Source organism: Streptomyces sp. NPDC058796, from assembly GCF_042745235.1.
Taxonomy (GTDB): domain Bacteria; phylum Actinomycetota; class Actinomycetes; order Streptomycetales; family Streptomycetaceae; genus Streptomyces.
In genome coordinates, this window is record NZ_JBHYOP010000014.1 from 79267 (window position 1) to 97245 (window position 17979).

The following is a 17979-nucleotide window of genomic DNA, read 5'->3' on the forward strand; positions in this document are numbered from 1 at the left end:
GCGCCGGACAGCCCGGCACCCCGTGCCAGTCCGGCCCCTCAGACTTCCCGGCCGGGACCGCACCGGTCCCCCGGACCAGTACGACCTTCCTCTCCCACCCTCACCCAACGAGGAGCGATTCGTCGTGACCATCACCCAGCCCGACCTCAGCGTCTTCGAGACCGTCGAGTCCGAGGTGCGCAGCTACTGCCGCGGCTGGCCCACCGTCTTCGACCGTGCGCACGGCAGCCGCATGTACGACGAGGACGGCCACGAGTACCTCGACTTCTTCGCCGGAGCGGGCTCGCTCAACTACGGGCACAACAACGCCGTCCTGAAACGCGCGCTGATCGACTACCTGGAGCGGGACGGCGTCACGCACGGGCTCGACATGTCGACCACCGCCAAGCGCCGCTTCCTGGAGACGTTCCAGAACATCATCCTGCGCAAGCGTGACCTGCCGTACAAGGTCATGTTCCCGGGCCCGACGGGCACCAACGCCGTCGAGGCCGCGCTGAAGCTGGCGCGGAAGGTGAAGGGGCGCGAGTCGATCGTGTCCTTCACCAACGCCTTCCACGGCATGTCGCTGGGCTCGCTCGCGGTGACCGGCAACGCGTTCAAGCGGGCCGGCGCCGGCATCCCGCTGGTGCACGGCACGCCCATGCCGTTCGACAACTACTTCGACGGCACCGTCGAGGACTTCATGTGGTTCGAGCGGCTGCTGGAGGACCAGGGCTCCGGCCTCAACAAGCCGGCCGCCGTGATCGTCGAGACGGTGCAGGGCGAGGGCGGCATCAACGTCGCCCGGGCCGAGTGGCTGCGCGCCCTGGCCGACCTGTGCGAGCGCCAGGACATGCTGCTCATCGTCGACGACATCCAGATGGGCTGCGGCCGCACCGGCGCCTTCTTCTCCTTCGAGGAGGCGGGCATCACGCCGGACATCGTCACCGTCTCCAAGTCGATCAGCGGCTACGGCATGCCGATGGCGCTGACCCTGTTCAAGCCGGAGCTGGACGTCTGGGAGCCGGGCGAGCACAACGGCACCTTCCGCGGCAACAACCCGGCCTTCGTCACGGCGACCGCCACGCTGGAGACGTACTGGGCCGACGGGTCGGCGATGGAGAAGCAGACCCGCACCCGCGGTGAGCAGGTCGAGCAGCACATGATCGCCATCACCGAGGAGAACCTCGCCGACGTCAAGGAGTACCGCGGCCGCGGCCTGGTCTGGGGCCTGGAGTTCCACGACAAGGAGCGTGCGGGCCGGGTCGCCAAGCGCGCCTTCGAGCTCGGGCTGCTCATCGAGACGTCCGGTCCCGAGAGCGAGGTCGTCAAGCTGCTGCCGGCGCTCACCATCACGCCCGACGAGCTGGACGAGGGCATGAAGACCCTCGCCCGCGCCGTGCGGGAGACCGCCTGACCGGCATGACCGCGTGACCGCCGGCGGGCCCGCCCGTTCGGCACCCCCAGTGCTTCCGGCGTCTTCGGCCCGCGCGACCGTGGGCCGAAGACGCCGGGGACCATTGCACACCCTTCACCTAGGAGGCATCGCAACACCGTGATCGTCCGTTCGTTCAAGGAGATCGAAGGCACCGACCGGCACGTGAAATCGGCGTCCGGCACCTGGGAGAGCAAGCGCATCGTCCTCGCGAAGGAGAAGGTCGGCTTCTCCGTCCACGAGACGATCCTGTACGCGGGTACGGAGACGTCGATGTGGTACGCGAACCACATCGAGGCGGTCGTCTGCACCAAGGGCGACGCCGAGTTGACCGACCGCGAGACGGGGAAGACGTACCACATCACGCCGGGGACGATGTACCTCCTGGACGGCCACGAGCGGCACACGCTCAAGGTCAAGGAGGACTTCCACTGCATCTGTGTCTTCAACCCGCCCGTGACCGGACGGGAGGACCACGACGAGAACGGCGTCTACCCGCTGCTCACCGAGGAGGTGTGAGTCACCGTGACCATCACGACCACGAACGTCACCGATCTCTATCCCACCCGCGGCGCCACCGAGGTGGCCACCCCTCGGCAGGACCCGGTCGTCTGGGGCTCCCCGGACACGCCCGGTCCCGTCTCGGCCGGTGACCTGCAGGCCCTGGACCGCGACGGCTTCCTCGCCATCGACCAGCTCATCGGGCCGGACGAGGTCGAGGTCTACCGCCGCGAGCTGGAGCGGCTCACCACCGACCCGGCCATCCGCGCGGACGAGCGCTCCATCGTGGAGCCGAAGTCCAAGGAGATCCGGTCCGTCTTCGAGGTGCACAAGATCAGCGAGGTCTTCGCCAAGCTGGTGCGTGACGAGCGCGTGGTCGGGCGGGCCCGGCAGATCCTCGGCTCGGACGTCTACGTCCACCAGTCGCGGATCAACGTGAAGCCGGGCTTCGGGGCCAGCGGCTTCTACTGGCACTCGGACTTCGAGACCTGGCACGCCGAGGACGGCCTGCCCAACATGCGCACGATCTCGGTCTCGATCGCGCTCACCGAGAACTACGACACCAACGGCGGTCTCATGATCATGCCGGGGTCGCACAAGACGTTCCTCGGGTGCGCGGGGGCCACGCCGAAGGACAACTACAAGAAGTCCCTGCAGATGCAGGACGCGGGGACGCCGTCCGACGAGGCGCTGACGAAGATGGCGTCGGAGTACGGCATCAAGCTGTTCACCGGCAAGGCCGGCTCGGCGACCTGGTTCGACTGCAACTGCATGCACGGTTCGGGCGACAACATCACGCCGTTCCCGCGCAGCAACGTGTTCATCGTGTTCAACAGCGTGGAGAACACGGCGGTCGAGCCGTTCGCGGCACCGATCCGGCGGCCGGAGTTCATCGGCGCGCGGGACTTCACGCCGGTGAAGTGACCCGCATCTGATCTCGGGCAGGGGCCTTTTCCTGTGGGACGGGAGGCCCCTGCCCGATATTCTCCCGGACCTGCCGTGTCAGCCCGCCAGCACGTCCAGCAGCCGGTCCACGTCCGCCGCCGTGTTGTACACGTGGAAGGCGGCCCGCAGGTTGCCCGCCCGGTCGGAGACCTGGATCCCGGCTTGGCCCAACTCCTCCTGGCGGTGGCCGAGTCCGGGCACGGACACGATCGTGGAGCCCGGCGCGGGCACCGGCTCGTGGCCCAGGGAGGCGAGCCCCGCGCGGAACCGGTCGGCGAGGGCGGTGTCGTGAGCGTGCACCGCGTCCACGCCCAGCTCCTCGATCAGGGCGAGGGAGTGCCGGGCTCCCGTGTAGGAGAACAGGGCGGGGCTCTCGTCGAAGCGCCGCGCGGAGTGCGCGGGTTCCTCGACGCGACCGTAGCAGCTGTCCCAGGGGTGCTCCCCCGACGCCCACCCGGCGAACAGCGGCGTCAGCCCGGCCGCCTCTCCCAGGTCCTCCGGTACGACGAGGAAGGCGACGCCGCGCGGGCAGAGCACCCACTTGTAGGCGACGGCCACCACGAAGTCGAAGTCGTCCGCGGCCAGCGGCAGCCACCCGTTCGACTGCGAGGCGTCGACCAGTGTCCGCGCCCCGTGCGCCCGGGCGGCGTCCCGCACCGCCGCGAGGTCCGCGATCCGCCCGTCGGCGGACTGGACGGAGCTGACCGCGACGAGCGCGGTGTCCGGGCCCACCGATTCGGCGATCCGCTCCAGCGGCACACTGCGCACCTTCAGGTCGCCCCGCGAGTACAGCGGATTCACCAGGGAACTGAAGTCGGCCTCGGCGGTGAGCACTTCGGCGCCCTGGGGCAGCGAGGCGGCGACGAGCCCGCTGTACGTGGCCACCGACGCGCCGGCCGCGACCCGGGTGGCGGGCACCCCCGTCAGCCGGGCGTAGGCGGACCGGGACGCCTCGACGTCGGCGAACATGTCGGACGGCAGCCCGGCCGCCGCCGAGGCCGCCGCGTCCCGCATGGCGACGAGGGTACGGGCGGGGAGCAGACCGGTGCTGGCGGTGTTGAGGTACGTGGTCTTCGGGGCGAACTCGGTACGGACGAGGTTCTCGAAGCTCTCCATGGGACCACTGTGCGGCCCCAGGATCTCCTCGTCCATCGCGTATTTCTGCGCGGTATCTCCAAGGGGTGCTTATGTGAGCCCGCTGACCTGCTGCTTCACTTCCCGGGGACGGCACACCCGTCCGGGCCGCACGCCTCGGCGCCCCCGTCGTCGATCAGCTTCAGGGGCGTGCGCTCGCCCCAGGCCCGGGTCAGCGCCTGTGCGAAGACCTCGGTCGGCTGGGCGCCGGAGACGCCGTACTTCCGGTCGAGCACGAAGAACGGCACACCCGTCGCCCCGAGCTGCGCGGCCTCGCGCTCGTCGGCGCGGACCTCGTCGGCGTAGGCGGTGGGATCGGCGAGCACCTCGCGGGCGGTGTCCGCGTCCAGGCCGGCGGCGGCGGCCAGGCCGACCAGGCGCTCGTCGTCGTTGAAGACGGAACGCTCCTCGGCGAAGTTGGCCCGGTACAGGGCGTCCAGCAGCGCCTCCTGCCGGCCCTTGTCCTTGGCGAGGTGCAGCAGCCGGTGCATGTCGAAGGTGCTGCCGTGGTCGCGGCCCCGGGTGCGGTAGTCCAGGCCCTCGGCGGCGGCCTGCGCGCCGAGGTTGTCCTCACCGGCCCGCGCCTGCGCCTCGCTCATGCCGTACTTGGCGGTGAGCATGGTAAGCACCGGCTGGACGTCGTCCTTGGCCCGCCCGGGGTCCAGCTCGAAGGACCGGTGGACCACCTCGACGCCGTCCCGGTGCTCGAAGGCCGCCAGCGCCTTCTCGAAGCGGGCCTTGCCCACGTAGCACCACGGGCAGGCGATGTCGCTCCAGATCTCGACGCGCATGTCTCGGCTCTTCTCCAGGTCGTACGGGTACGGAGGCCCCCTCCGCCACCTGTGTGAACCTTCAACCAGCCGGTCCCATTCCCGCCCTCAGCTGCCGTCCCGCAGGTCCGCCGGCCAGGACGGCCGGAACTCCAGGTGGTCGTACGTCACCGTGCAGCCCTCGCCCGTCGGCGCCTGCGCCAGGAAGCCGACCAGGGCGGCGCCGGTCTCCGCCTCGTCGCCCAGCGTGAAGAGCCGGACGAAGGTCCAGCGCTCGCCGTCGGGGGAGGCGTGGAAGGCGAAGGCCCGCCCGGTGCGGCTGACGCGCAGCCACACCGAGTCCCCGTCCACGGTGAAGGAGTTGCAGTCGTCGGAGTGCCCCCGGGTGACCACCGTGCAGACGGTGGCCACGTCCGGGGAGTACTCCAGACACAGTTTGGCCCAGGCCCGCTCACCGACGTGGACGTACAGCACCCCGGCGTCGAAGGCGGCCCCGAAGCCGACGGTGACACGGGCGATCAGCTGGAAGTCCCCCTCGGGAGCGCCCAGCAGCCGGGGGGCGTCGGAGGCGGGGGCGAGCGTCTCCCCGGTGGGCGGCACGAAGCGGTCCTGCCGGGGCCCGGCGGTTGCGGTGAGGACGCCGTCCTCGTAGGCCCAATCGCCGTCGGGGCCGTACGGACGGAGGGGAAAGGGCAGTTCGGGAAGTTCGAGCGACATCGCATGATCCTCTCAGGCCGCCGGATCCCGCCCAGGGGCGCGGGGCTGCATCGATACGCGGCTCCGCCGCGTGGGAGCGGCCAGCCACCACGGCGCGGCACCCGCCGAACAACCCGCACCCCTGCGGCGCGCCCGCGGATCGCTACCGTTCCAGCACCCCGTTGAACCGCCGGGGAAGCCCCAGCGGATTCCCGTCCCGCAGCTCAGCCGGCAGCAGAGCCTCCGGCACCCCCTGATACGCGACCGGCCGCAGCCACCGCTCGATGGCCGTACCGCCCACCGACGTGGACGTCGAGGTCGTCGCCGGGTACGGCCCCCCGTGGTGCTGGGCCGCCGCCACGGCGACCCCCGTCGGCCAGCCGTTGACCAGCACCCGCCCGGCGAGCGGCGTCACCTCGGCGAGGAGGGCCGCCCCGGCCCCCTCCCCCGCCGCCTCCTCGGCGGAGAGCTGCACCGTCGCCGTCAGGTTCCCCGGCAGCCGCGAGAGCACCGCCCGCACGTCGGCCTCGTCCTCGTAGCGGGCCACCACGGTGACCGGCCCGAAGCACTCCTCCAGCAGCAGGTCGTGCTCGCCCCGGGCCGCCAGCCGCGCGGCCGGCACGGTCACGAACCCCGCGCTGACGGTGTGCTCGCCGCCCGGGCCCGGTGTCACCGGGGTCTCCACGTCGGGCAGCGCCGCGCGCTCGGCGACCCCGGCGACGAAGTTGTCCCGCATCCGGTGGTCGAGCAGCACCCCGGCGTCGGTCGCGCTGACCGCGTCCGTGAGGGACTTGACCAGGCCGTCACCGGCGTCGCCCGCCGGGACCAGGACCAGGCCGGGCTTCACGCAGAACTGGCCGACGCCCAGGGTCATCGAACCGGCCAGCCCGGCGCCGATCGCCTCCGCCCGCTCCCGGGCCGCCGCCTGGGTGACCACGACCGGGTTCAGCGAGCCCAGCTCGCCGTGGAAGGGGATCGGGACCGGACGCGCCGCCGCCGCGTCGAACAGCGCACGCCCGCCGCGGATCGACCCCGTGAAGCCGGCCGCCGCGACCAGCGGGTGCTTGATCAGCTCGATGCCCGCCTCGAAGCCGTGCACCAGGCCGATGACGCCCTCGGGAATGTCATGCCGCGCGGCGGCCCGGCGCAGCACCCTGGCGACCAGCTCGGACAGGGCCGGGTGGTCGGGGTGGGCCTTGACCACGACCGGGCAGCCGGCCGCGAGGGCGCTGGCGGTGTCGCCGCCGGGGACGGAGAAGGCGAAGGGGAAGTTGGAGGCGGAGTAGACGGCGACGACGCCCAGCGGCACCTTGTAGCGGCGCAGGTCGGGAACGGGCGGGGTGGCGGTGTCGTCGGGGTGGTTGACGACGACACCGAGGAACTCCCCCTCGTCGACGATGTCGGCGAAGGCGCGCAGCTGGTAGCAGGTGCGGGCGAGTTCGCCGGTGAGCCGGACCGGGCCGAGCGCGGTCTCCGCGTCGGCGGCCTCGACCAGGGTGTCCTCGGCGGCCTTCAGCTCGTCGGCGGCGCTGCGCAGGAAGGCCGCGCGGACGGTGCGGTCGGCGAGGGCGTCCCGGGCGGCGTGCGCGGCGCGTACGGCGGCGTCCACCTCCTGGGCCGTGGCTTCCAGCGCGACCTGTTCACGCTGCTTCCCGGTACGGGGGTCGACACTCCAGACTGGTGCTGCTGCCACCGCGGTCCCTCCACGTGCTCTGCATCGGAACGTGCTCGGCATCGAACGTGCTCAACATCAGGCTCGTTCGATATACTGAACGCCGTCTCTCATGATGAATATGCTGTCGGAGACTATTTCCCGGCGAACGAAGGGGTCAAGGGCGATGTCGGCTGGCGAGACGGGGGGCGGAGCGCAGGTCAAGTCCGCCGTGCGGACGGTGGAACTGCTCGAGTACTTCGCCGGACGCCCCGGTATGCACTCCCTCGCGTCCGTCCAGGAGGCCGTGGGCTATCCCAAGTCCAGCCTCTACATGCTGCTGCGCACGCTGGTGGAGCTGGGCTGGGTGGAGACCGACTCGACCGGCACCCGGTACGGCATCGGCGTGCGGGCGCTGCTGGTCGGCACGTCGTACATCGACGGCGACGAGGTGGTCGCGGCGGCGCGGCCCACGCTGGACCGGCTCTCCGACGACACCACGGAGACCATCCACCTGGCGCGGCTGGACGGCACGAACGTCGTCTACCTCGCCACCCGGCAGTCGCAGCACTACCTGCGGCCGTTCACCCGGGTCGGCCGCCGGCTGCCCGCGCACTCGACGTCGCTGGGCAAGGCGCTGCTGAGCACCTACAGCGACGAGCAGGTGCGCAAGATGCTCCCGGAAACGCTGCCCGCGCTGACCGAGCACACCATCACCGACCGGGAGAAGCTCATCGGGGAGCTGCACCAGGTGCGGGAGCAGGGCTTCGCCGTGGACCGCGAGGAGAACACGCTGGGCCTGCGCTGCTTCGGCGTGGCGGTGCCCTACCGCACTCCCGCGCGGGACGCGATCAGCTGCTCGGTGCCGGTGGCGCGGCTGACGCCCGCGCACGAGCAGATGGTGAAGGACGCCTTGTTCGACGCGCGGGACCGGCTGACGCTGGCCACGCGTAGGCTCTGATCCATGGACATCGCTCTGCGCGAGGTACACGACAGCGACCTGCCCGTCTTCTTCCGGCAGATGAACGATCCGGAAGCCCTGCGCATGGCGGCCTTCACCCCGCCGGATCCCGCCGACTGGGACGCGTTCACGACGCACTGGCGCAAGATCCGGGCCTCGCGCGACGTCGTGCGCACCATCCTCGGCGACGGTGACGTCGTCGGCAGCACGGCGGTGTACGGGGAGCCGGGCGAGCGCGAGGTGACGTACTGGATCGACCGGGCGTACTGGGGGCGCGGGGTGGCCACGGCGGCGCTGCGCGCCCTGCTCGCCGAGGTGCGCGACCGCCCGCTGTACGCACGCGCGGCGGCGGACAACACCGGATCGCGCCGGGTGCTGGAGAAGTGCGGTTTCGAGACGACCGCCCGGGCCCGCGGGTTCGCCCGGGCCCGGGGCGAGGAGATCGACGAGGTCGTGCTGCACCTCGCGGACTGACCGGCTCTCCGCCGCGCGGCGGAGGCGGATCGTCGCGGCGCAGGACGCGCCCGCGGGGGTGGGCGCGGGAGCGTGGAGCCATGACCCAGACGCTCGCATCCGCCTCCGCACCGGCTCCCGGCCGCCGCACCGTCCGCACCCGCCGGCTGCTGCGCGCCACCGCCGTCGCCGCCTGCCTTCCCTACCTCGGGCTCAAGGTGGCCTGGATCGCCGGGAGTCACGTCGGCATCCCGGACGACAGCGTGCTGCTGGAGCACCGGGTGGCCATGGCTGTGGGCAACGGAGTGACCCTGCTGCTGGACAGCTGTGTGATCGTGCTGACCCTGGTGCTGACCCGTCCCTGGGGCCTGCGGGTACCCGCGTGGGCGCTGGCGTTCCCGGTCTGGGTCGCCACGGGGCTGCTCGCGCCGATCATGGCCGGGTTTCCGTTGCAGCTCCTGACGCGGGCGTTCGGCGGGGACGACGTGTCCGCGTCCGGCGCGGGACGCGAACCCTTCCTCGACTCATGGGTGTTCACGGTCGTCTACACCGGGTTCATCGTGCAGGGACTGGCTCTGGGAGCACTGTTCGTGCTCTACGCGCGCGGCCGCTGGGGACACCTGTGGCGCGGGCGGGTGCGGGACCTGGCGGTGCGCTCCGTCGGGGCGCCGTACAGGGCGCTCGCCGTCGTCGGTGCGGTCCTCGCGTCGTTCCCGGCCGCGGTCCGGCTGTACTGGGCGTGCGGCGGCACCACGGGGCTCGGGGACGGGGAACGCACCGCCGGCTTCCGGGTTCTGGAGGCCATGCATGTCGCCTTCCTGGCGGCGGCGGTCGCCGGGACACTGCTGCTCGCCTTCCGCGGTGCGCGGTCCCTGTGGGTCACGGTGCCGCTCGGCTCGGCCTGGGTGGGTTCCGGCGCCGCGGGCTGCTGGGGCGGCTGGGTGCTGCTCGCCGCGCTGCTGCCGGCCGACGATTCCGCGGAGCGCCCCACAGCGCTGATGACGTTCACCTACGCTGGTCAGATGACCGTCGGCCTCCTCCTCGCCTCAGTCGGCGCCCACTTCCTCGCCCGGCGGTCCGCCACGTCCCGCGTCCGGCCGTGACCGCACTCGCCCGGCTCCTGTTCGGCCGGCGGGCCCGGCTGCGGTGGATCCACCTGATCCTCGGCGGCGCGCTCGCCATGCCGTACGTCCTCGTCGGCTCGGTCGTCGTCGGCCCGTTCACCGGCGTCGACGACGTCTTCGGGTCGCTCGCCCTCCAACTGGCCTCGTTCGCCGTCGGCCTGCCGCTCGCCGCGGTCACCTCACTGTTCCCGCTCACCCGGCCCCTGGAGTCCGGCGTGGTGCGGTGGCTGTGCGGGGTCGGGGCCGACCGGCTGGCGTACGGGCCCGCCCGGACGAAGGGCGAGAAGGGACGCACGGCGGCCTGGTTCACGCTCCACCTCGGCCTCGGCGGCATCGTCGCGGGGATGTCGCTGGCGGTGCCGCCGTTCGCGGCGGCGCTGATCGTGCTGCCGTTCGTCCCGGCACTGCGCGACGACCCGGGGCTGCCCGCCTTCCTCGACCACGCGTGGGCGCTCGCGCTCGCGCCGGTCGCGGGTGCCGCGACGCTGGTCGCGCTCGCCGCGTGCGCCGCCGGTTGCGGCACGCTGCTGGCCCGGTGGGCGCCCGCCCTGCTCGGCCCCTCCCCCGAGGACCGGGTGGCGGCGGCCGAGGCACGCGCCGCCGACCTCGCCGTCCGCAACCGGCTCGCGCGCGAACTGCACGACTCCGTGGGCCACGCCCTGAGCGCGGTCACCCTCCAGGCGAGCGCGGCCCGCCGGCTGCTGGACTCCGACCCGGAGTTCGTCCGCGAGGCGCTCGCCGCGATCGAGGACACCACGCGGCGCACGGTCGGCGAACTCGACGCCGTACTGGGCGTCCTGCGCGACGGTGACGCGCCCGGCACCGCGCCCGCCCCCACCCTCGCCGCCGACCTCGACGGCCTGCTGGACCGCACCCGCGCGGGCGGACTGCGGGTCACGGCCACCGTCACCGCGGACCCGCGAGCGCTGCCGCCGCCGGTGTCCCGGGAGGCGTACCGCATCGTGCAGGAGGGACTGAGCAACGCGCTGCGGCACGCGGGCGGCCGGGTCCCCGTGGCCCTGTGCGTGGAGGTACGGGACGGTCAGCTGCGGATCACCGTCGAGAATCCCGTCGGCCCGGCGGCCCAGGCGGCCCACCCGTCCGGCGGCGCCCCGCGCCCCGGCGGCGGCCACGGCCTGCGCGGCATCGCCGACCGGGCCCGCCTGCTGGGCGGGGTGGCGCAAGCGGGTCCCGTCGGCCGGACGTGGCGTCTCCATGTGACGCTGCCCCTCGCGAGCACCACGTGACCCACCGCATACGCGGGAGAAGACCGAAGGAGACCGTGTGACGCCATCGCCGGAGACCGCAGTGGACCGGGCGGCCCGCCCGCCCGTCCGGATCGTCCTCGCCGACGACGAGCGCATGGTCCGCACCGCCCTGCGCGCCATCCTCTCCGCCGAACCGGACCTGGAGGTCGCGGGCGAGGCGGCCACCGGGGCCGAGGCCGTCTCGGTCGTGCGGGAGACCCTGCCGGACGTGGTCCTGATGGACGTCCGCATGCCGGGGACCGACGGCATCCGCGCCACCGAGCAGATCCTCGCCACGCTCGCCGAACCGCCCCGCGTCGTGGTCGTCACCACCTTCGAGAACGACGCGTACGTCTACGACGCCCTGCGCGCGGGGGCCGCCGGTTTCCTGCTCAAGCGTGCCGACGCCGACACGCTCGTCCGGGCGGTGCGGCTGGTGGCGCACAGCGACACGCTGCTGTTCCCGTCGGCGGTGCGCGCGCTGGCGGCCGAGCACGCGCGCGCCCACCCCGCCCCGCCCGCGTGGGCGGCGCGGCTCACGGGGCGCGAGGCCGAGGTGCTGCGCCTCATGGCGACCGGGCTGACCAACGCCGAGATCGCCGGGCGCATGCGGGTGGGGCCGGCCACGGTGAAGACCCATGTGGCGTCGGTGCTGGCGAAGACCGGCAGCCGCGACCGCACCCAGGCGGTCATCCGGGCCTACGAGGCCGGCTTCATGAACGGGCGATGAGAAAACGGGCACACGGGAACGATTCGCTCCGCCCCGTTCGTCCTGCGAGCGGGATGAACAAGACGATCAGGCACGCATCGGTCTTCACGCTGCTCCTGGTGTTCGCTCTGCTGGTCAGGGCGACCTGGGTGCAGTTCTACAAGGCCGAGGCACTCGCGGACGACAAGGAAAACCGGCGCAACGCGATCGAGACGTACGCGGAGCCGCTGGGGAACATCATCGTGGCCGGCCGGTCGATCACCGGCTCGGCGCCCACGGAGGGGGGTGACCTCGCGTACAAGCGGACGTACGAGAACGGCAAGCTGTACGCCGCGGTGACGGGCTACGCCTCACAGGCGTACGCGCCGACGCAGCTGGAGGGCATCTACCAGGACGTGCTCAACGGCACCGACCCGCGGCTGAAGACGGTGATGGACACGATCACCGGCACCCGGGCCGAGCCGGGCAACGTGGTCACGACCATCGTCCCGGCCGTCCAGAAGGCCGGATTCGAGGCGCTGGGCGAGACCAAGGGCGCCGCCGTGGCGATCGACCCGAAGACCGGCGAGATCCTGGCGGTCGTCTCGACCCCTTCGTACGACCCGACGTCGCTGACCGACGCCAACACCGCCGGTGAGGCCTGGGAGAGGCTGACCGGCGACGCGGACAAGCCGCTGACCAACCGCGCGCTGCGCCAGCCGCTGCCGCCGGGTTCGACGTTCAAGCTGGTCGTGGCGGCCGCCGCGCTGGAGGACGGGCTGTACGGGTCGGTGGACGAGAAGACCGACAGCCCGGACCCGTACACGCTGCCGGGCACCGTGACGGACCTGACGAACGAGAACCCGAACGCTCCCTGCGAGGACGCCACGATCCGCACCGCGCTGCAGTACTCGTGCAACAACGTCTTCGCGAAGATGGCCGTCGACCTCGGCCAGGACAAGCTGCGGGCGACGGCCGAGAAGTTCGGCTTCAACGACGAGGCGCAGGACGTGCCGGTGCGCGCCTACACCAGCGTGTACCCGAAGGACATGAACGAGTCGTCGACGGCGCTGACGGGCATCGGCCAGTTCGACGTGACGGCGACCCCGCTGCAGATGGCCATGGTGTCGGCGGCGCTGGCCAACGGCGGCGAGCTGGTCTCGCCGCACATGGTGTCGCAGATCACCGACAGCGGCGGCGACGTCCTGGAGGACCACACCGACCCGGACTCGAAGCGAATCGTTTCCTCCGACACGGCCGAGCAACTGCAGTCGGCGATGCAGACCGTCGTCGAGAAGGGCACGGGGTCGAACGCGCAGATCTCCGGCGCGACCGTGGGCGGCAAGACGGGCACCGCCCAGCACGGCGAGAACAACAGCAAGACCCCGTACGCCTGGTTCACCTCGTACGCGAAGTCGGACTCGTCGGACCGGGAGGTGGCCGTGGCGGTCATCATCGAGCAGTCCGACGCGGCCCGCTCCGAGGTCAGCGGCAACGGCCTGGCCGCCCCGGTGGCCAAGGCGATGATGGAGGCGGCGCTCAAGGGCTGACCCGACGGGCAAGGCGCTGCGGCCGGTTCGGCTTGTCATACGGCGTTCGACGCACCGTACGGGTGGTGCGTCGAACGCTGCTACAGTTCCGGACTCCGGCCCGGCGCACGGCTGTTCGACGCCGGGGAAGCCGCTGCGAGGAGAGTCCGCCCGTGGGGACAGTCGTCGACGACGCCGCCTCCGTGGAGTTCCACGCCTTCTTCGAGCGCCACTACGCGGAACTCGCCCGGCTCGCCCACTTGCTGACCGGCGAACCGGACGCGGCCGACGACCTCGCGGCGGACGCCCTGCTGGCCCTGTGGCACCGCTGGGACCGGATCCGCGCGGCCGACCATCCGGCGGCGTACGCGCGCGGCGTCGTCGCCAACCTCGCCCGCACCCGTGTCCGCACCGCCGTGCGCGAGCGCAGACGGGTCGCCCTGTTCTGGTCGCAACGCGAGGAGAGGACGGAGAACCCGGACGTCGCCGGTGTGGTGGACGTGCAGGGGGCGCTGCGCCGGCTGCCGTTCCGCAAGCGGGCCTGCGTGGTGCTGCGCCACGCGTTCGACCTCTCGGAGAAGGACACGGCGCTCGCCCTGGGGGTCTCGGTGGGTACGGTGAAGAGCCAGACGTCGAAGGGGATGGCCGAACTGCAGCGGCTGCTGGGCACGCGGACGGCCGTCGGGCAGGTGCACGCGGCGATCGCGCGCAGCGGTGGCGCCGCGGGAGGGAACCGATGACCGGGCTGCGGGACGTGGACGAGGAGCTGCGGGTCCGGCTGCACGAGGCGGCCGGTGCGCACCGGCCCGACCGGGCGCGCATCCTGGCCCGGGTGGAGCGCGGCATGTCGGGCGGGGACCGCCCGGTCCACCGGGCGACGCGTCCGCTGCTGGGCTGGGCGCGGGTGGCCGGGGCGACGGCCGCAGTGGCGGGGGTGCTCGCCGTCGGCGGCTACGCGGTCGCCTCCGCGGTGAAGGACGGCGCTCCCCAACGGCGTTCGGTGGCCGCCTCGCCGGCCCCTGCGGCCACACCGTCGCCGCAGGACACCGGCCGGGTGCCCGCCCCGCCGGCGTCCGACCCGGGCCCGAGCACCGCGCCCGGGTCGAGAACCCCGGACACCCCCGCCTCCTCACGGCCGCCGGCCGCCACCTCGACGGCGACCGGGACCGCCCGCCCTCCCGCGCCCGCCGTGCAGGACGGCCCGCTGTGGTCGGACGGCTCGGTGGACCCGCACAGCAACGAGTTCTGGGCACAGAGCAACGTCACCCTGAAGACCGCCGGGCCCCTGACCGCGCTCACCGTGGAACTGAGGGTGGCGCAGACCGGCGGGGTCACCTCGACCGGCGCCTGGCGCTCCCTGCCCGAGGGCGACTTCGACCTCGCCGTCGGCGAGCGGGACGGCTTCCTGGTGTACCGGTGGACGCTGAGGGAGGGCCGTACGGTCCCGGCGGGCGAGTGGGTGTTCGCCGGCCAGTACGACCACGACCGCGGGGGCCGGGACGCGCACGCCGACCGCTACACCGCGACGGCCACCGCCGGGTCCGGCCGGTTCTCGGTACGGGGCGGCTTCGCAGCCCCCGACGGCGGTTCGTGAGGCAAGGGCTTCGCGAAAAGACCGGCGGTCACGGCAACCCTTTGTCCACCGGCGGCGACCAGGAAGCGCAACGTTCCTCTCCCCCACGCAAGGAAAATGGGCATGACTGCACGAGCTGAACAGCGCGTCCGCCACCGCCGCCGGGTCACCGGGCGCCGGGCGGTGATCGCCGGGACCGCTGCCTTCGGCCTCACCGGGGCGGCGATCGTCACGACGACGATGCTGTCCACCGCGGGTGCCGCGTCGTCCTGGCCCGAGGACACCGGCAGCAAGCCCGTCTCGTCGACGATCCCGGTCAAGGGGTCCTACGACGGCGGGATGAAGAAGTTCTACGGCACCGGCGACCTGGGCGGCGACGGCCAGGACGAGGGCCAGGACCCGGTCTTCGAGCTGGCCGACGGCGCCACGCTGAAGAACGTGATCATCGGCACGCCCGCCGCCGACGGCGTCCACTGCAAGGGCTCCTGCACCCTGCAGAACGTGTGGTGGCTGGACGTGGGCGAGGACGCCGCCAGCTTCAAGGGCACCTCGGCGTCCGCCGTCTACAAGGTGTACGGCGGCGGCGCGAGGAACGCCGACGACAAGGTGTTCCAGTTCAACGGCGCGGGCAAACTCGTCGTCTCGAAGTTCCGGGTCGAGAACTTCGGCAAGCTGGTGCGCTCCTGCGGCAACTGCGAGAAGCAGTACCAGCGCACGATCATCGTCAACGACGTGGACGTCACCGCGCCCGGCAAGTCCATCGTCGGCGTCAACCAGAACTACGGGGACACGGCGGCCCTGCGCAACGTCCGCGTGCACGGCGACGCCAAGAGGAAGATCGAGACCTGCGTCCGCTTCGAGGGCAACAGCAGCGGCGAGGAGCCGAGGAAGCTGTCCCCGGTCGGCCCCTACGGCAGGACCTGCGACTTCACCGCTTCGGACCTCAGCTACCAGTAGCGCTCCGAGCCGGTCGGACCACCGGCCCGCCCCCCCGGGCCGGTGCGCGCCGTCCGAGCCCCCACTCGGCCGGCCCACCGAACGCCCCCGCCGGTGACGACCGGCGGGGGCGTTCCCCGTTTCAGGACCGGACGTCCGTGACCGAATCCAGCCACGCGAAGGCCGCGTCCTGCATGCGCCCCGGGAAGGCGTGCCCGGTGTCCGGCCAGGTCTCGGTGCGCAGCCGGCCGGCGGCGCCGAGCGAGTGCCAGACGGCGCGCAGCCGGGCGTGGGCGGTGCGGACGCCCTCGGCGGTGAACAGCGGGTCCTGTCCACCGCCGAGGAACAGCATGGGCTTCGGCGCGGCGATGCTCGCCACGTCGGGCAGGTCGAGGTGGCGGGCGAGCCCGGGGTGCAGCATGTGGAACGCCGACTGCCCGCGCAGGGTGTTGTTGCCCGGCACCAGCATCCCCTTGAGGCCGGTCATCCAGCACACGCTCACCGCGGCGGCGACGTCGTCGCTGAGAGCGGCGGCCTGCCAGGCGCGGTAGCCGCCCATGGAGAAGCCGACGGCCGCGACCCGGCGGGCGTCCACCCGGTCGAGTCCGGCCAGGAAGCCGGCGGCACGCTGGTCCTCGCGGGCCAGCAGCCCGGCCAGGGAGCTGCCGAGGTGGAAGAGGTTGCTGGCGAGGGCCTGCTGCCGCTCGTAGGCGAGCGGTTCGCGGTCTCCCCAGCCCAGGGCGTCCGCGCAGAACACCACGTAGCCGCGCCGGGCCAGTTCGTCGCCGGGGAAGCGCCCGTCGAAGTGCCGGCCGGCCCAGTCGACGGCGGCGGCCAGCCGGGTGTCGTCGTACCAGGGCCGGACCGCCTTCTCCTTGCCGATGTCGAACCGGGAGCCGTGGTCGTGCAGGAACAGGACGGCCGGGAAGGGCCCGGGGCCGTGCGGGGTGAGCAGGGCGCCGCGGACCCGTCCGTAGCGGGTGAGGGAGAGGGTGACCAGCTCCCTCGTGTACCCGTCGCCGTCCTCTCGGGCGGCGAACTCGGGGGCGTACGGGGTGTCGTCCTGCCGGTCGACGAGGAGGTGCGCCTCCACGGTGGCACGGGCGGTCCGCCGCCACTCCCCGAAGTCCCGGACCGGCGAGGTGCCCCAGGCGAGCGGGAAGGTCAGCTCGTCCTTGAGCGCCGGGTGGAAGCCGGGCAGCACACCGGGCGGATCACCTCCGGCGCTCATACGGCCGCCAGTCGCCGAGGTACGCCTGGCGGGTGTGGGCGCTCGTCTCGGCGCGGGTGAGCTGGGGCCGGTTCTCCGGCACGGTGACCGCGGCGCCCGGCCCGGTGTTGCGGTACTCGGCGAACCGCTGCTCCTGCCAGGGGTGGGCGTCCCGCATTTTGGCGTAGGGCGCCACCGCGTCGACGCCCGCGCCGAGGCGGGTCTCGCGCACGGTGAGCATGGGGCGGGCGGTGGTGTCGGAGCTGGGCACCCAGGGGCGGGCCAGCTTGTAGTAGCCGTCGGGGGCCTCGCTGGTGACCCGGCTCCGCGTCACCAGGTAGCCGCGCGGGTTGGCGCCCGCGGTGGACGGCGCGAAGACGAAGCCGTACGGGGCGCCGGACAGGTCGGTGCGGACCAGGGTGCGGAAGTGGCAGTCCTCGTACACGGCCGTCGCCCGGCCGAAGACGAAGTCGACGTCGCCCTCGACGTAGCAGTGGGCGAAGTACTGGCGGGCGAAGTGGCCGAGGTCTCGGCTGTCGGCGTAGAGGGTGTCCTGGTGTCCGAGGAAGCGGCAGTGGTGGAAGGCGCTGCGGTCGCCCTGGACCTTGACGGCGACGGCCTGGGTGCCGCTGAAGCCGGGGTGGTCGGCGCGCAGCCAGTCGTTGGCGAAGGTGATCCGGTGGGCGGTGAAGCCGTCGGCCCGCACGGTGGTGGTGGCCGACCCGCTGGTGCCGTAGTTGCCGGAGCCGTCCGGTTTGGGGGTGCCGGCCGCGTTGTCGTACACGACGACGACGTCACGCGGGTCGTGGGAGGCGCCGATCCAGGTCGCGTCGGTGCGGTCGGCGGCCACGGACACCGTCTCGCGGTAGGTGCCGGGTGCGAGGACCAGCGTCCAGCCGGGGCCCTCGGCCGCGGTCACGGCGGCCTGGACGGAGGTGAAGTCGCCGCGGCCGTGCGGGTCGACGTACAGCGTCTTGGGGGTGCGGCGCTCGGCCGGGGAACCGTACCGGCCGAAGGGGCGCGGGCGGCGGGGGCCGGCGGCGGCCGGACCGGACGCGAGGCCGAGGGCGGCGCCCGCGCCGGCGGTCGTCAGGAGGAAGCCTCGGCGGGACAGGGCGGGTCGGTGCATGCGGGTGCTCTCCTTCGG

At 72.8% G+C, this 17979-nt stretch carries 18 protein-coding genes; 12 read left to right on the forward strand and 6 right to left on the reverse strand.

What is annotated here, in order from left to right:
- Positions 1–124: 124 nt before the first annotated feature.
- From ectB to thpD, 3 genes are all read left to right on the forward strand, one after another.
- Positions 125–1396: a diaminobutyrate--2-oxoglutarate transaminase gene (gene ectB / locus ACFW47_RS30365; RefSeq protein WP_386282250.1), complete on the forward strand. Its 1272-nt coding sequence runs from the start codon at positions 125–127 to the stop codon at positions 1394–1396.
- Between the two features lie 138 nt (positions 1397–1534).
- On the forward strand, positions 1535–1933 hold the full coding sequence (locus tag ACFW47_RS30370; protein ID WP_217144727.1) for an ectoine synthase: 399 nt from the start codon (positions 1535–1537) through the stop codon (positions 1931–1933).
- Between the two features lie 6 nt (positions 1934–1939).
- Complete coding sequence (thpD, locus tag ACFW47_RS30375; RefSeq protein ID WP_386282252.1) at positions 1940–2839, forward strand: ectoine hydroxylase; 900 nt, start codon at positions 1940–1942, stop codon at positions 2837–2839.
- Between the two features lie 78 nt (positions 2840–2917).
- On the opposite strand, the gene ACFW47_RS30380 is transcribed toward thpD, so the two are convergent.
- The 4 genes from ACFW47_RS30380 to ACFW47_RS30395 form a co-directional block, all read right to left on the reverse strand.
- On the reverse strand, positions 2918–4012 hold the full coding sequence (locus tag ACFW47_RS30380; RefSeq protein ID WP_386282254.1) for an aminotransferase class V-fold PLP-dependent enzyme: 1095 nt from the start codon (positions 4010–4012) through the stop codon (positions 2918–2920).
- A 59-nt stretch (positions 4013–4071) separates the two neighbouring features.
- On the reverse strand, positions 4072–4785 hold the full coding sequence (locus ACFW47_RS30385; protein WP_386282257.1) for a DsbA family oxidoreductase: 714 nt from the start codon (positions 4783–4785) through the stop codon (positions 4072–4074).
- Positions 4786–4872: 87 nt separating this feature from the next.
- Positions 4873–5481, reverse strand: a complete 609-nt coding sequence (locus tag ACFW47_RS30390) for a DUF1349 domain-containing protein (RefSeq protein WP_386282260.1) — start codon at positions 5479–5481, stop codon at positions 4873–4875.
- A 142-nt stretch (positions 5482–5623) separates the two neighbouring features.
- Positions 5624–7153 carry an aldehyde dehydrogenase (NADP(+)) gene (locus ACFW47_RS30395; protein WP_386307703.1) on the reverse strand — a complete coding sequence of 510 codons (1530 nt, stop codon included), beginning with the start codon at positions 7151–7153 and terminating at the stop codon, positions 5624–5626.
- 145 nt (positions 7154–7298) lie between these two features.
- Here ACFW47_RS30395 and ACFW47_RS30400 point away from each other — a divergent pair, with 145 nt between their 5' ends.
- From ACFW47_RS30400 to ACFW47_RS30440, 9 genes are all read left to right on the forward strand, one after another.
- Entirely contained in the window at positions 7299–8072 is a 774-nt protein-coding gene (locus ACFW47_RS30400) for an IclR family transcriptional regulator (RefSeq protein ID WP_386282265.1), read from the forward strand.
- A 3-nt stretch (positions 8073–8075) separates the two neighbouring features.
- Complete coding sequence (locus ACFW47_RS30405; RefSeq protein WP_386282267.1) at positions 8076–8546, forward strand: GNAT family N-acetyltransferase; 471 nt, start codon at positions 8076–8078, stop codon at positions 8544–8546.
- Positions 8547–8626: 80 nt separating this feature from the next.
- Complete coding sequence (locus ACFW47_RS30410) at positions 8627–9628, forward strand: hypothetical protein (protein ID WP_386307705.1); 1002 nt, start codon at positions 8627–8629, stop codon at positions 9626–9628.
- The gene (locus tag ACFW47_RS30415) at positions 9625–10896 is read left to right on the forward strand and encodes a sensor histidine kinase (RefSeq protein ID WP_386282271.1); all 1272 of its coding nucleotides are present in this window, start codon (positions 9625–9627) and stop codon (positions 10894–10896) included. The genes ACFW47_RS30410 and ACFW47_RS30415 overlap by 4 nt, the downstream gene beginning before the upstream one ends.
- A 37-nt stretch (positions 10897–10933) precedes the next feature.
- Positions 10934–11626 carry a response regulator gene (locus tag ACFW47_RS30420; RefSeq protein ID WP_386282273.1) on the forward strand — a complete coding sequence of 231 codons (693 nt, stop codon included), beginning with the start codon at positions 10934–10936 and terminating at the stop codon, positions 11624–11626.
- Positions 11627–11679: 53 nt separating this feature from the next.
- A complete protein-coding gene (locus ACFW47_RS30425) occupies positions 11680–13134 on the forward strand; it encodes a peptidoglycan D,D-transpeptidase FtsI family protein (protein ID WP_386307707.1) in 1455 nt (484 codons plus the stop codon).
- Between the two features lie 152 nt (positions 13135–13286).
- On the forward strand, positions 13287–13853 hold the full coding sequence (locus ACFW47_RS30430) for a SigE family RNA polymerase sigma factor (RefSeq protein WP_386307709.1): 567 nt from the start codon (positions 13287–13289) through the stop codon (positions 13851–13853).
- Entirely contained in the window at positions 13850–14707 is an 858-nt protein-coding gene (locus ACFW47_RS30435) for a hypothetical protein (protein WP_386307710.1), read from the forward strand. Before ACFW47_RS30430 ends, ACFW47_RS30435 begins: the two co-directional genes overlap by 4 nt.
- Positions 14708–14809: 102 nt before the next feature.
- Positions 14810–15643 (forward strand): pectate lyase, encoded by an 834-nt coding sequence (locus tag ACFW47_RS30440; protein ID WP_386282281.1) that lies wholly within the window; start codon positions 14810–14812, stop codon positions 15641–15643.
- Between the two features lie 121 nt (positions 15644–15764).
- Here ACFW47_RS30440 and ACFW47_RS30445 read toward each other — a convergent pair whose 3' ends face one another.
- Both ACFW47_RS30445 and ACFW47_RS30450 read right to left on the reverse strand, forming a co-directional pair.
- A complete protein-coding gene (locus ACFW47_RS30445) occupies positions 15765–16853 on the reverse strand; it encodes a dienelactone hydrolase family protein (protein WP_386307711.1) in 1089 nt (362 codons plus the stop codon).
- Complete coding sequence (locus ACFW47_RS30450) at positions 16837–17961, reverse strand: pectinesterase family protein (protein ID WP_386307713.1); 1125 nt, start codon at positions 17959–17961, stop codon at positions 16837–16839. Before ACFW47_RS30450 ends, ACFW47_RS30445 begins: the two co-directional genes overlap by 17 nt.
- Positions 17962–17979: the final 18 nt, after the last annotated feature.